Origin of the sequence: Vibrio sp. M60_M70 (genome assembly GCF_037162085.1) — a bacterium.
Taxonomy (GTDB): domain Bacteria; phylum Pseudomonadota; class Gammaproteobacteria; order Enterobacterales; family Vibrionaceae; genus Vibrio; species Vibrio diabolicus.
Window position 1 is genome coordinate 1,024,525 of sequence record NZ_JARLUL010000001.1, and the last position, 13,042, is coordinate 1,037,566.

Genomic DNA, 13,042 nt, shown 5'->3' on the forward strand with positions numbered 1-13,042 from the left:
AGCTTTATTGGAATAATTTTTCAATTTCAGCAACTTGGCGTTTGCCTTGGCTGTTCAATGGAATTTCGTCGACCACTCGGAATTTTCTCGGTATAGCGATCGGTTCTAACCAATTGCGCAGTGCCTTGCGAAGCTCAAGCCAGAACTTGCCTTTACCAAGTTCATCAAGCACATCGCTGCCTTTATCGTTAAGTACGATGATCGAGACTAACGTGAGGCGACCTGATTCTTCCATTGGGATCACCACGCTTTCTTGAACCCACGGCAGTTGCTCTAAACGTTTTTCCACTTCGACAAGGGAAATACGCTTTTCTTCGACTTTGACGATTCGGTCAGTGCGTCCACGCAATTCAAAAGAAATACTATCATGGAAATAGCATTCATCCGCAGTTTGGTACCAAGTGTTTTCATCAATGTGTGGCGAGCGGAGCTTTAAACAATTTTCATGGTTAAGCTTTGCTTCAACACCTGGGAATAACGTCCAAGGAGTGCTGGCTACGTGCTGCTGACGGTAAGCGATGCCGCCGGTTTCTGTGCTGCCAAAAACTTCAATAGGAAGTGACCCAAACAACAGCTGGCTGTGTTGCGCGGCTTGGTTTGGCAAGGGGCCTCCAGAAGAGAATACGCACCGAATTGCAACCGGATTATGCTCCTCACTGAGTCGTTTAAGTAACGCAGGGCTACTTACTAGCGCGGTGTCAGCATCGGCGTGATGGACAATTTGCTCTGGGAACTCAAGGTTGTGTGCTGAAAATGGACGTGCAGAGCACAAAGGCCACAATACGCGGAACAGCAAGCCGTAAATGTGTTGATGAGAGACGGTGCTTTCAACGCGTGTGTTGGCAACCGTGTCGCCCCATAGGTTGTCTAGAATAGACACTTCGACATCGAGCTGCTTCAGCGTTTTTGCAATGGCTTTTGGTTTGCCGCTTGAACCAGAAGTGAATAGCGTCACTGGTATTTGTGCCAGATTCAATTCACGCCAAACATAAGGTTGGTTTACCTGTTGTTTGTTAGTCAATGTGGTTTCTAACAATGAACTAGCTTCGATTAAAAGCGAACTCACCTGTTCTGGAACCGAGACATCGGCATCGTGCAGTAATAAATCGTAGTGCTCACTGAGTTCTTTGAGTGCTTCTGGTTGGTAATTACCAGGCAATACAATGGATTTTCCTGCGTGACAACAAGCAAAAAAGCCAACGGCAAATAGGTAGCTGTTGCCAAAACACAACGCAATGTTTTGCGTTGGCTGGGTTTCTAACTGCTGAGCAAGCGTTGCGACGTGCTTCTGGAAATCACCCCAAGTGATAACTGTGTCGCGATCGTAAGAGACAGGGGATTGCTCATACCTCTTTGTGCTGAACAAGGTCGCCAGTGAGGTAAAGCTCGAATACGTTGTATTCATACGATTAGTGTTCCTTTCGAACAAATTGACGCACGATCCATTCTCCGGCGAACAAGCTACCAGCAAGTAAGTAGCTAATCAGACCGTTATACAGCGTCCATATTTTTACTGGCAGGAAACAGGTATAGAGGGCAAAAGCGGCATTCAGTACAAAAAAACGCACCAAACCATCGTCACTTTGCGAGTGTAAGCAACGCCGCTTGGCGGTAGTTCTGGTTCTTGCAAGCGAGCAAGCCTTTCAATGATTGATTGCGGCTGTTTCAAGCTCAGTCCAAAGACACACAGCATACATACATTGACAACCACAGGGTAAAACTGAAGCCACCCGTGTTGTTTAAACACCATGCCAAGTGTAATTAGAACAATGCCAACAGCGCCCGTAGCGAGCGCCAAGAATTTAAACTCTTTTAGTGGGGTCTTATTTGCGACGAAAACACGCAAAAGTAACGCAGCAATTAACAAGCCCCCGACTAAGTTCAAGCCAAATTTATCTATACCGAAATAGACGGCGAAGGGGTAGGCAAACAGTACAATTGCAGACAGACCAGTCAGCAATTGGCGCATTAACTTTCCTTCAATAACTCAGTGACGGCGTTAACCACATCGTCAACGGTTCTTACAGCACTAAACTCTGCTGGCTTGATTTTTTTGCCAGTGACATTCTGTAGGTGTACGACCAAATCAACGGCGTCAATGCTATCAAGGTCGAGATCTTGGTATAAGTGCGCATCTGACTGAATGTCGGCTGCGTCAATTTCGAACAGCTCAACAAGCGCATCTTTAACTTGTTCAAATACTTGATCTTTATTTACATCAGTCATGAATATACCTACAACTTATTCATTAGTTTGAGAAGAAACGTATTTCGCTAGGTTTGCTACAGAAGCAAAGTGTTCGCGCGTATTTGAGTCGTCGGCATCAATAACGATGTTGTATTGTTTTTTTATTGCGAGTCCAAGCTCAAGCGCGTCGATAGAATCTAAGCCAAGTCCATCACCAAAAAGTGGTGCATCCGTTTCAATATCATCTACGGTTAAATCTTCAAGGTTTAAAGCATCAATAATAAGTTGCTTAATGTCGTTGTGTAACTGTTCCACTGGGACCTGCTTATTAATAAAAGTTTTCTGGAAAAATGTTTTCAGCTAGGTGCTGTTGTAAGCGTCGCGCCGCTATTGTCGGCGACGTAGTTTGCTTTATAAAAGGGTCAATCTCAACTTTATCCTTAACTTCAACCCTGAAAAAAGGCTTTGTTGCCGGTACTTGATACCATTTTTTCTCTTTTGTGAGGAAACTTGGCGTTACCGTAATATGGACAACCCTTAAATCTCGTTCTGTTCTTACCGCAATTTGTGCTGCGCCGCGTTGTAATTTTGGTTCTACACCTGGTGTTGTTCTTGTCCCTTCAGGAAATATAAGCAACACGTTGCCTTTGTTAAATCGTTCATCACAAAGTGCTAATAAATCATCCGGCGCTTCATTGGGAATATATCCGGCTGCTTTTACGATGTGCTTCATAAAAGGATTCGACCATATTGCCGATTTTACTAAACAGTCGCAGCGATTTAATTGTGAAGCAATGAGAACGTAATCGATTAAACTCGGATGGTTGGCAACAATTAAACAATTACGATCTTGTTGAAGAATATCGGCACCAATAATTTCGTAATCGATTGCTCCACTTAACTTCATCAATTTACAAAAGGTGTTGAATGAATATCGAATGGTACCTTGAACTTTATATTCACGTTCCGTTTGATCCGAAACGAAAATACGAATGGTCGGAATAACAATGAAGCTTAGTGCTAAACCACCTAACCCAAATACTGAAAAACAAAAGCCGGTTGCTAGCACACGCCAATACTGATTTAAGCGACTCATTGCTTTTGCCATTCCCAAATTTGTTGCGGAGCGTGAATAGTCCACTGATTTTCATCTGACAAGTAGTGTTGCAAAAACGCTAAGCCTTGTGGCAACGGGTGGTTTGAGCATTTTGCACTGATGCCGCTTTGCACCGTGAAGCTATCTCCATGAGAAAGTATCAAGCCGAGTCCAAACCCTTGGTATTGTTGGTTTTCATATTCTAAATAAGAGTCAGGCATAGGCTCATCAAAATCAACAAGCAGGACTTTTTTGTCAGGATTGTCGGACAAAAACAGCCATGCTTCTAATATTGCACTTTGGAATGTGTTTTCTGCCGCAGCGATCGAAGTTAGGGGGATGGGCTGTTTGGTTGCAATGGTGGCAAGCCCTGCGGCGGTATTATGCACTGACTGAGAAAAAGCCATCGGAGACGCTTCTTCACCGTTAATAATATCTTTAACTAACGCAACACTGCGATGCAATTCGCCATGACGACTCGAAAATACGAGGTAATCAACCTGATGTTGATTAAGCAATTCGATTGCCGTTTGCACTGCCAGTTTGCTAAGTGGACTCATTCTTCTGCGCATCATCGCAGGAATATCTGCAACATTGATTTTGCCATCTTCTGGCCATGTTATCTCTGTTGCCCATTGTTTCCATTCATTGGATTCGGATAAACCGAATGAATTCGCTGTCCACGCATCAATATTGAACGAAATGTTGATCTTCGAGTTTGGCATATTGGGTTAAATTGTTTATTTTACAGCTCGATACAAATTGGGCTTTACCCAAAGTCATAATAAAAAAGGAAATTATCATGTCGCGTTTTAAGCTGTATGTCTCGTTATTATTAACTTTGCTTCTTGTCGGTTGTGGACGAGTACAACCTGTAATGAATGTGGAGGATACTCCAGTTGCTTATGATCTTCAAAATAAACAAGTAAAAATGGCCATTGTGCAATCGGCAACTAACCGAGGTTGGACGATTGAAGAAGTAAGCCCAGGCGTTCTTATTGCAAAAATTCACGTTCGTAAACACTTTGCAGAAGTAAAAATTCCATATAACAACAAATATTACTCAATTATTTATCTCAACTCAGTAAATCTAAAAGCCAGTGATGGCAAAATCCATCGCAATTACAATCGTTGGATAAACAACTTGAATGTTGATATTCAACGAGCTATTGCATTGTTAGGCTCTCAGTCTAAACAATAAAAATATTAATTGCAGTTAGGTTTTTCCGTGTTAAATCAAAATAATGACCCTTTTAATGCTTTTGAAGCAAAAACAGAAGCTCAGAAGTTATCTTTTGCACCAATCGTGTTCCAGACCGCCAGAACGCTCCGAGATTTAGGTATTTTAGCCGCGCTAGACAGCGCTGGTTCACAAGGCATGAGTGCCACGGACATTGCCGAGAAAACGGGCGTGTCAGAATATGGTGTCAAAGTATTGTTGGATATGGCGATTAGCGCACATATTGTTTTATGGGAAAGACCTAACTATTCGCTTGCGAACCTTGGTTTTTACCTTCTTCACGATGGTATGACGAACGCAAACATGGACTTTACGGCTGATGTCTGTTACGCCGCGATGATGCATCTGACGGAAGCGATTCAAGAAGGTAAGCCTTCTGGTTTGAAAGAGTTGGGCAATTGGGAGACGATTTATCAAGGTCTGTCGACGCTGCCAGACCAAGCCAAACAGAGTTGGTTTAAGTTCGATCACTTCTATTCGGATCGCTCGTTTCCATTACTGCTTAAAGAAGTGTTTGCAAGCAAGCCAAAGCACCTCGTGGATATTGGCGGAAATACCGGGAAATGGGCTATTCAGTGTTGTAAGCATGATCCTGATGTTGAAGTTACCATTGTCGATTTGCCGCAGCAATTAGAAGTGGCGATGTCAAATGTCTCAGAAAACCAGTTCGCCGAGCGTGTACGTCCATACCCTGCCAACATGCTTGATAAAGCACAAACATTGCCTGAGCATGCTGACGTATGGTGGATGAGCCAGTTCTTGGATTGCTTTTCCCCAATTGAGATCCTAAATATCCTTAAAAAAGTCAAAGCCCAGTTAATGAAGGGAGATACTATTTACGTATTGGAGCTATTTTGGAATGCCCAAAAATACGCGGGCGCTTCCTATAGTCTTAATGCAACCTCTCTCTACTTTACCTGTTTAGCCAACGGCAATGGTCGTTTTTATCGCAGTGATGATTTCTTAGAAATTGTTGAAGCGGCAGGTTTATCTGTCGTCGAAAGAACCGACAACATTGGCCTTGGTCACACCTTATTAAAACTACAAGCAAACTAAATTCAGAATGAAAACAGAGCTCAAGCAAGTTGTCGTCGTAGGAGCGGGCCCATCTGGCTCCACCGTTTCTGCGTTATTAAAATCGCGTGGCATAGATGTCGTTGTCATAGAAAAAGCCACCTTTCCACGTTTCTCTATCGGAGAAAGCCTGCTTCCTGCATGTATGGAAGTTGTCGAGCAAGCCGGAATGACCAATGCGGTAAAGCAGTTTGGCTTCCAATATAAAGATGGCGCTGCATTTCGTCGCAATGGTGTTTACACCCAGTTCGATTTTACGGACAAATATACCCCAGGGCCGGGTACGACGTTTCAGGTGCAACGTGCCAGTTTTGATAAAGTGCTCGCCGACAGTGCCGCAGAGCAGGGCGTCGATATTCGTTATCAACATGAGCTAGTTAGCTTGGCGTTTGAAGGCAAAAAATCGCGCTTAGAAGTGGTTGGATCCGATAAGCAGGCGTATCAAATCGAAGCTGATTTTGTTTTGGATGCGAGTGGTTTTGGCCGTGTTTTGCCACGCTTGTTGGATCTTGAAGAGCCTTCTTGTCTTCCTCCAAGAAAAGCGATATTTACTCACATTGAAGATCGTATCTCTCCACAAGAGCCAGAGTACGATCGTAATAAAATTCTGATTTCCGTGCATCCTGAAAATCACGATGTATGGTACTGGCTAATTCCATTCTCGAATGGTACATGTTCGTTTGGTGTGGTGGGTGAGCCTGAGTTTTTCGAGCAATACCCAGAAGATAAGCTTGCAGCTTTGCAGCAGTTGGCGAATGAAGAGCCGGGGTTGGCTTCTTTGTTGCGAAATGCGAATTACCCAAATCCAGCAGGCGAGTTGGGTGGCTATTCAGCGAACGTCAAACGCTTAGCGACTGAAAACTACGCACTGCTTGGTAATGCCGGCGAGTTTCTTGATCCTGTATTTTCATCGGGTGTCACTATCGCCATGAAATCGGCGGAATTTGCGGCCGATTGCGTAGCTCGTCAATTAAATGGTGAAGTGGTTGACTGGCAAGAAGAGTATTCGGAACGCTTGATGGTGGGGGTGAACACATTCCGTACTTATGTGGAGGGGTGGTACAACGGCACATTGCAAGATGTGATTTTCTACCAAAACCCGAATCCACGTATTAAGCAGATGATTAGCGCGATTTTGGCTGGGTACGCTTGGGATACAAACAACCCTTACGTAAAACAAAGCGAACAACGTTTGTCGACGCTCGCTGAGCTGGTTCGAGAAGCGGAACTGTAAGAGTATAAATTCTCTTAGCTGAGGATGCGTAAACCTAGGTCTTACCGAGAAATTGGTAAGACCTTTTTTATTCTCGACAATACCTTTTTATTTGTACTTCGAGCTTACTGGAGACATCTTGACCACTTGTTTCGAGGTGTATCGAATTTGAGAAAATTTATAGTGATTATGATCACATACATACTCATTGTTGCTGATATTTATATTAAACGTGTAGGAAATGGATTACATTTTGGGAGTGTTCCCTAAATCCGGCTTCGTTGTGAAAACGGTTTATAAGCAACTGTATAAATTAGTAAAGTTCCAAAAACTGCACCAAAAAAAAGATAAGTTTCTTGCCAAATCAATTCGCTTGGTGAGTTCGAACCATCGACTGCGCCAAACACTTCCTTTACTTTCTCGAATTGTCAAAGAACACGACGCGCCAACTGTCTCTTCGGTTGTTGATCCCGAGAACGCGGTGGCGTGGGGAGGCAAAGTTTCTCCAGAGTTCAAATGCAAAGTCATTCGTATTAGTGAAGAGCTGGAGATCAACCCTAATCATCTGATGGCCTGCATGGCATTTGAAACCGCTGAAACCTTCAGTCCAAGCATCAAAAATGGTTCAGGAAGTGGGGCGACAGGGTTAATTCAATTTATGCCCTCTACCGCTGAGTCATTAGGAGTGAGTACGAAAACTCTTGCGAGGATGAGCGCGGTCGAGCAACTTGACTATGTAAAAGCCTATTACTGGCCATATCGCCATAAAATCAATAGCCTGGAAGATGCGTATATGGCAATTCTCTATCCTGCTGCGATTGGCAAACCGTCTTCTTTCGTTTTGTTCAAGCAAGGCTCGATTGCATACCGACAAAATGCGGGTATCGATCGTCACAATACAGGAAAAATCACGCTTAATGATGTTTCCTATAAAGTACGGAAAAAACTAGAGAAAGGTTTACAGCCCAATTTGATGGGATAGGGCCGTGTTTTATTCAACTTCGCTATTGTTGGTTGGTGTATCGGTGTCTTTGGTGACTCTGACTTGCATAATGCGATGTTTTTTAACGAGGAGTATGTCAAATCGCCAACCTTGGTAGTGAATGTGCTCCCCAACATTTGGGACTCGACCATAAAGCCATGTCAAAAGCCCATTTAATGTTTGAAAGCCTTCTCGCTCTTCGCCTTCTATGCTGCTCAGTTCGAGTTTATTCTTGAGCTCATTGAGCGGGATCAACGCGTCCATCAACCAACTGCCATCTTTTTGTTGCTTGGCCCACACTTGCTGTGGTGCCATGCCCAGTTCTCCAGCAATTGACTTTAACAAGTCGTAAAGGGTTACTAGGCCTTGTACATCACCATACTCATCGACAATAAAGACCATTTCCGCACTGGTTTGTTGCATGTAGTTAAGGAGAGGTAATCCTTTCATGGACTCGGGTACAAAACGCGGACGCTTGAGCTGTTTAGCCAGTTTACTGATAGACAATTCGTCATATTCATCGAGCAGGACTTTGGATGAAATGGTACCAATAATATTGTCCAAACTACCCTTACAGACTGGCCATACGGAGTGTTGGGTTTGGCGAAGGTCAGTAAGGATGACATCAATAGGTTGGTTGGCATCCAGGTAATGGATATCGCACCGTGGTGTCATTAACGATAATGCTAAACGATCGTTAAGGTGGAGTAAGTTGCGAATCATCAATTGCTCTTGTGGCTCAATCGCACCGGACTCAGAGCCTTCGCTAACAATAGCAAAAATATCCTCCTCGGTAACAATCTCACCGTTGCTGTCGTTTTGGCGCAATAATCGGAGAAAAGTATCGGTTGAAAACGTCAATAAGAAGACAAAAGGAGTGGTGAGCTTGGCGAGCCAGTGGATCGGGTAAGCTACGATAATAGCGATGGTTTCTGCGTTGTTTTGTGCAAAGCGCTTGGGAACGAGCTCTCCCACCACAATCGCGAAGTAGGTGATCATGAGCACGACGCTGGTCGTTGAAAGTACCGTTGCTATCTCTCTTTCTAGCCCTTGGGTTACTAGCCAATTTTCGAATGGTACTGAGAGCGTTGCTTCACCAAAAATACCACTTAGTAGCCCGATCACGGTAATGCCTATTTGGATCGTGGAAAGAAACTGAGTCGGATTGTTTTTAAGTTCGAGCGCTAAAGCGGCAGAGGCGTTGTGTTCTGCAATTAATTTTAGCCTTCCGCTTTTGGCTGCGACTAGAGCGATCTCTGACATCGCAAACGCGCCATTGAGTGCGATTAATCCAACCAGCAGTAATACGTCCATAACGTTTCCCAGTAATGTACACGTTAGCAGCATAACTAGATTCACGCGCAAGAAATGTGATGTTGCGAGTAAATCATGCAGCGCTCTATTATCGGGCTCTACGCGCATGAATCCTTCTGTTACTTCACTGGGATTCTGATACACTACGCGCCCATTTCCTCTGTTGAGACGTTTCTATGCCATTTTCTAAGCTTGGTTTAAGCGCATCGATTACTGATGCAGTAAAAGCGCTAGGTTATGAAAAACCGACCTCTATCCAACAAAAAGCCATTCCAATCGTACTGCGTGGTAGCAACTTAATTGCTGCAGCACAAACGGGGACAGGTAAAACGGCCAGTTTTGTTCTACCAATCTTAGAAAAGCTTAGTCAAGGCGAAACGCAACGTAAAAAACGCGCTCGCGCTATTATTCTTACGCCCACACGCGAACTTGCGCTTCAGGTTCATCAAAGCATTGAAGCTTATGGTAAAAACTTACCGCTGCGCTCAATGGCGATGTTTGGTGGTGTGGATTATGCGCCACAAAAACAAGCCTTGATCGAGGGTGTCGATATTGTGGTAAGTACGCCGGGACGTTTGATTGACCTGTACGGTCAACGCGCTATTCACTTTGATGAAGTGGAAATGCTAGTGCTTGATGAAGCGGACAAAATGTTGGACATGGGATTCATCGATGCGATCGATAAGATCGTTGATTGCATGCCAGAACATGTTCAAAGTCTACTATTCTCGGCAACGCTATCTAACCCTGTTCGTGATTTGGCGAAAAACGCGATTATTGATCCGGAAGAGATCACGATTGCAAAACACAGTGCATCTAAGTCGAACATCAAGCAGTGGATCACCACCGTCGATAAGGACATGAAGTCGTCGCTGTTAAGTCACATGCTCAAAGAAAACGACTGGTCACAAGTACTGGTATTTATTGAAACCAAACACGGTGCTGCCAAGCTTGTTAGCCAACTTGAAAAGCGCGGCATTGTGGCTGAAGCGTTTCACAGTGGCCGTAATCAGCGTGTTCGCCAGGAATTAATAGAAAAGTTCAAAGCCGGTGAAATCCAGTACCTAGTTGCTACTGGTGTTGCAGCGCGCGGTATTGATATCGATAACTTGCCCGTTGTTATTAACTATGACTTGCCGTATCCAGCAGATGAATATGTACACCGTATTGGTCGTACCGGTCGTGCTGGCGCACAAGGTGAAGCGATCTCATTAGTCTCAAAAGATGACTTTAAAAACCTTTGTATGATCGAGAGCCGTTTAGGGCACTTGCTAGAGCGAGTGGAAATTGACGGCTTTGCACCAAGAAAGCCAGTGCCGATTTCTATTTTAAATTACGTACCTAAGAACAAGCGTAAACCGCACGATAAGCGCGAATCAAAATAGCCTGTTTTATCTCTACGATCCAAAAGCCGCATTGTTGCGGCTTTTTGCGTTTTAGGGAGACTCACTCATGGGTTGACAGTGTTGGCTTTTATGCCGTAATGAGGAAAAAGTTAATTTATGTCATACGCTTAACACTCAAAGTGAGTCAGCTTTCGTAAAGCTTTTGTCAATTCTCTGTCCTCAGGTTTGCACAAGGTTAGGAATGGGCGCAGACTTTTTTGCTTGCTAGTGAATGCATAAGATGAGGCATAAATGAAAACAGGTGATAAGCAATTCGCCGTTATTGGTCTTGGCCGATTTGGTTTGGCAGTGTGTAAAGAGCTACAAGATTCAGGAGCTCAAGTTTTAGCGGTTGATATCAACGAAGACAGAGTCAAAGAAGCTGCCAGTTTTGTTAGTCAGGCAATTGTGGCTAATTGTACTCACGAAGAGACGGTTGCTGAGCTTAAGCTCGATGATTACGACATGGTGATGATTGCTATCGGAGCGGACGTTAACGCCAGTATTCTCGCCACACTGATCGCCAAAGAAGCGGGAGTGAAGTCAGTATGGGTTAAAGCCAACGATCGATTTCAAGCGCGTGTCCTGCAAAAGATTGGTGCGGACCACATTATCATGCCTGAACGTGACATGGGGATACGTGTCGCGCGTAAAATGCTCGATAAACGGGTTCTTGAGTTCCACCCTTTAGGTAGTGGCTTAGCCATGACGGAGTTTGTGATTGGATCTCGTTGGATGGGTAAGACATTAAGTGACCTAGCACTGTGCAAAGTTGACGGTGTGCAAGTACTCGGGTTTAAACGGGGCCCAGAAATTACCAAGGCGCCAGACCTTAATACCAAGCTGGAAATTGGCGATCTCATTATTGTGGTTGGCCCGCAAGATGCGCTGGCAAATAAATTAAAATCACTATGACGCAGTTTCATCAAAAAGGCGTTTTTTACGCGCCAGATGGTAAACGAGAAAAAGCAAAGGGTAACGAGCCGCGGATTATATTGCTGAGTTTTCTCGGTGTATTGCTGCCTTCTGCCGTGCTGTTAACTTTGCCGGTTTTTTCTGTTACGGGCCTTTCGATAACGGACGCTTTGTTTACCGCAACATCCGCCATCAGTGTGACAGGGCTTGGTGTTGTCGATACCGGGCAGCACTTTACGTTAGCCGGAAAAATCTTGCTGATGTTTTTAATGCAAATCGGTGGGTTGGGACAGATGACGTTGTCGGCGGTTTTACTCTATATGTTTGGTGTGCGTTTAAGCTTACGCCAGCAAGCGTTAGCGAAAGAAGCGCTAGGGCAAGATCGACAGGTCAACTTAAACCGACTGGTGAAGCGGATTGTGATTTTTGCGCTTGTCGCAGAATCTATTGGGTTTATTTTCCTTTCCATTCGTTGGGTTCCTGAAATTGGCTGGCAAACCGGCATGTTTTACGCGTTATTTCATGCAATTTCTGCGTTTAACAACGCAGGGTTTGCTCTGTTTTCGGACAGCATGATGAGCTTTGTGAATGACCCGCTGGTTATCTTTACCCTGGCCGGGTTATTCATTTTTGGTGGGCTTGGTTTTACTGTTGTCGGAGATATCTGGCTGAACTGGCGTAAAGGTTTCCACTTTTTGCATCTTCATACCAAAATCATGCTTATCGCGACACCGATATTGCTCCTCGTTGGGACGGTGATGTTTTGGTTACTCGAGCGGAGTAACCCAAATACAATGGAATCGTTACCTTTGACGGGTCAATGGTTGGCGGCTTTCTTCCAATCCGCTAGTGCTCGAACGGCCGGATTCAACAGTGTCGACTTGGCGCAGTTTACCCAGCCAGCGTTATTGATCATGATTGTTTTGATGTTGATTGGTGCTGGGTCCACCTCAACGGGGGGCGGTATTAAGGTTTCCACATTTGCCGTTGCGTTCATGGCTACGTGGACCTTTTTGCGCCAAAAGAAACACGTGGTTATGTTTAAACGAACCGTAAACTGGCAAACCGTGACTAAGTCACTCGCCATTATCGTTGTGAGCGGCGCCATTCTGACAAGCGCGATGTTTTTATTGATGCTCACAGAGAAGGCAAGCTTTGATAAGGTCATGTTTGAAACCATTTCCGCATTTGCGACGGTAGGACTTACCGCTGGTTTGACGGCTGAGCTTTCTGAACCTGGCAAGTACATTATGATCGTGGTAATGATCATTGGTCGTATCGGGCCACTCACGCTTGCCTACATGTTGGCCCGCCCTGAACCTACCTTAATCAAGTACCCAGAAGACGCCGTTCTTACAGGGTAAAGTAGCGTTTATCTGCACCCCACCGACCATAACGAGCACTGATTAATAGCAGTGCTCGTACATTTATAAAATATGTGGGACGTTGCCCAATTTTATCTACAAAGTCGCAGAAGTTTATTTCTTCTTCCTTTTGTTTCGATACTATTCATTCACTCAATTTATACCCTCGGAAGCCACACTTACAAAAGTATTTGGGCATCCGACGCTTTTGTAACGTGATGCTAAATAATATTGTGTTATCTGAGCGAATTGATACCAGCCTTAGTCGTTAG

At 44.4% G+C, this 13,042-nt stretch carries 13 protein-coding genes and 1 pseudogene; 7 read left to right on the forward strand and 7 right to left on the reverse strand.

Going from position 1 to position 13,042, the window contains the following annotated elements; translation table 11 throughout:
• Positions 1 to 4: 4 nt before the first annotated feature.
• The 6 genes and pseudogenes from P4S59_RS04845 to P4S59_RS04870 all read right to left on the reverse strand — a co-directional run bounded on the left by P4S59_RS04845 (position 5) and on the right by P4S59_RS04870 (position 4,008).
• A complete protein-coding gene (locus tag P4S59_RS04845; RefSeq protein WP_337168036.1) occupies positions 5 to 1,405 on the reverse strand; it encodes an AMP-binding protein in 1,401 nt (466 codons plus the stop codon).
• A gap of 4 nt (positions 1,406 to 1,409) precedes the next feature.
• Positions 1,410 to 1,969: pseudogene (locus tag P4S59_RS04850) on the reverse strand (hypothetical protein).
• Positions 1,969 to 2,226 (reverse strand): acyl carrier protein, encoded by a 258-nt coding sequence (locus P4S59_RS04855; RefSeq protein ID WP_005382279.1) that lies wholly within the window; start codon positions 2,224 to 2,226, stop codon positions 1,969 to 1,971. Before P4S59_RS04855 ends, P4S59_RS04850 begins: the two are co-directional and overlap by 1 nt.
• 15 nt (positions 2,227 to 2,241) lie before the next feature.
• On the reverse strand, positions 2,242 to 2,502 hold the full coding sequence (locus P4S59_RS04860) for a phosphopantetheine-binding protein (protein ID WP_005382278.1): 261 nt from the start codon (positions 2,500 to 2,502) through the stop codon (positions 2,242 to 2,244).
• Positions 2,503 to 2,515: 13 nt separating this feature from the next.
• Entirely contained in the window at positions 2,516 to 3,283 is a 768-nt protein-coding gene (locus P4S59_RS04865) for a lysophospholipid acyltransferase family protein (protein WP_182019111.1), read from the reverse strand.
• Entirely contained in the window at positions 3,280 to 4,008 is a 729-nt protein-coding gene (locus P4S59_RS04870) for a beta-ketoacyl synthase chain length factor (protein ID WP_145474318.1), read from the reverse strand. The genes P4S59_RS04865 and P4S59_RS04870 overlap by 4 nt, the downstream gene beginning before the upstream one ends.
• Positions 4,009 to 4,085: 77 nt before the next feature.
• Between P4S59_RS04870 and P4S59_RS04875 the strand changes: the two genes are divergently transcribed.
• The 4 genes from P4S59_RS04875 to P4S59_RS04890 all read left to right on the forward strand — a co-directional run bounded on the left by P4S59_RS04875 (position 4,086) and on the right by P4S59_RS04890 (position 7,792).
• Positions 4,086 to 4,484 carry a hypothetical protein gene (locus tag P4S59_RS04875; protein WP_005390458.1) on the forward strand — a complete coding sequence of 133 codons (399 nt, stop codon included), beginning with the start codon at positions 4,086 to 4,088 and terminating at the stop codon, positions 4,482 to 4,484.
• 27 nt (positions 4,485 to 4,511) lie between these two features.
• Positions 4,512 to 5,579, forward strand: a complete 1,068-nt coding sequence (locus P4S59_RS04880; protein WP_337168037.1) for a methyltransferase — start codon at positions 4,512 to 4,514, stop codon at positions 5,577 to 5,579.
• Between the two features lie 7 nt (positions 5,580 to 5,586).
• On the forward strand, positions 5,587 to 6,831 hold the full coding sequence (locus P4S59_RS04885; RefSeq protein WP_317387623.1) for an NAD(P)/FAD-dependent oxidoreductase: 1,245 nt from the start codon (positions 5,587 to 5,589) through the stop codon (positions 6,829 to 6,831).
• A gap of 220 nt (positions 6,832 to 7,051) precedes the next feature.
• Positions 7,052 to 7,792, forward strand: coding sequence for a transglycosylase SLT domain-containing protein (locus P4S59_RS04890; RefSeq protein ID WP_006742867.1), 741 nt, complete (start codon positions 7,052 to 7,054; stop codon positions 7,790 to 7,792).
• Positions 7,793 to 7,801: 9 nt separating this feature from the next.
• Here P4S59_RS04890 and P4S59_RS04895 read toward each other — a convergent pair whose 3' ends face one another.
• On the reverse strand, positions 7,802 to 9,106 hold the full coding sequence (locus P4S59_RS04895; RefSeq protein ID WP_164666897.1) for a hemolysin family protein: 1,305 nt from the start codon (positions 9,104 to 9,106) through the stop codon (positions 7,802 to 7,804).
• 176 nt (positions 9,107 to 9,282) lie between these two features.
• Between P4S59_RS04895 and P4S59_RS04900 the strand changes: the two genes are divergently transcribed.
• From P4S59_RS04900 to P4S59_RS04910, 3 genes are all read left to right on the forward strand, one after another.
• The gene (locus P4S59_RS04900) at positions 9,283 to 10,491 is read left to right on the forward strand and encodes a DEAD/DEAH box helicase (protein ID WP_046874220.1); all 1,209 of its coding nucleotides are present in this window, start codon (positions 9,283 to 9,285) and stop codon (positions 10,489 to 10,491) included.
• A 252-nt stretch (positions 10,492 to 10,743) separates the two neighbouring features.
• Positions 10,744 to 11,406: a potassium channel family protein gene (locus P4S59_RS04905; RefSeq protein WP_006742864.1), complete on the forward strand. Its 663-nt coding sequence runs from the start codon at positions 10,744 to 10,746 to the stop codon at positions 11,404 to 11,406.
• Complete coding sequence (locus P4S59_RS04910) at positions 11,403 to 12,770, forward strand: TrkH family potassium uptake protein (protein WP_337168038.1); 1,368 nt, start codon at positions 11,403 to 11,405, stop codon at positions 12,768 to 12,770. The genes P4S59_RS04905 and P4S59_RS04910 overlap by 4 nt, the downstream gene beginning before the upstream one ends.
• Positions 12,771 to 13,042 lie beyond the last annotated feature (272 nt).

Coding starts and splice junctions, on each gene's coding strand:
- P4S59_RS04900 (WP_046874220.1), top strand. CDS start 9,283: ATGCCATTTTCTAAGCTTGGTTTAAGCGCATCGATTACTGATGCAGTA.
- P4S59_RS04890 (WP_006742867.1), top strand. CDS start 7,052: ATGGATTACATTTTGGGAGTGTTCCCTAAATCCGGCTTCGTTGTGAAA.
- P4S59_RS04875 (WP_005390458.1), top strand. CDS start 4,086: ATGTCGCGTTTTAAGCTGTATGTCTCGTTATTATTAACTTTGCTTCTT.
- P4S59_RS04865 (WP_182019111.1), bottom strand. CDS start 3,283: ATGAGTCGCTTAAATCAGTATTGGCGTGTGCTAGCAACCGGCTTTTGT.
- P4S59_RS04910 (WP_337168038.1), top strand. CDS start 11,403: ATGACGCAGTTTCATCAAAAAGGCGTTTTTTACGCGCCAGATGGTAAA.
- P4S59_RS04885 (WP_317387623.1), top strand. CDS start 5,587: ATGAAAACAGAGCTCAAGCAAGTTGTCGTCGTAGGAGCGGGCCCATCT.
- P4S59_RS04895 (WP_164666897.1), bottom strand. CDS start 9,106: ATGGACGTATTACTGCTGGTTGGATTAATCGCACTCAATGGCGCGTTT.
- P4S59_RS04870 (WP_145474318.1), bottom strand. CDS start 4,008: ATGCCAAACTCGAAGATCAACATTTCGTTCAATATTGATGCGTGGACA.
- P4S59_RS04905 (WP_006742864.1), top strand. CDS start 10,744: ATGAAAACAGGTGATAAGCAATTCGCCGTTATTGGTCTTGGCCGATTT.
- P4S59_RS04855 (WP_005382279.1), bottom strand. CDS start 2,226: ATGACTGATGTAAATAAAGATCAAGTATTTGAACAAGTTAAAGATGCG.
- P4S59_RS04845 (WP_337168036.1), bottom strand. CDS start 1,405: ATGAATACAACGTATTCGAGCTTTACCTCACTGGCGACCTTGTTCAGC.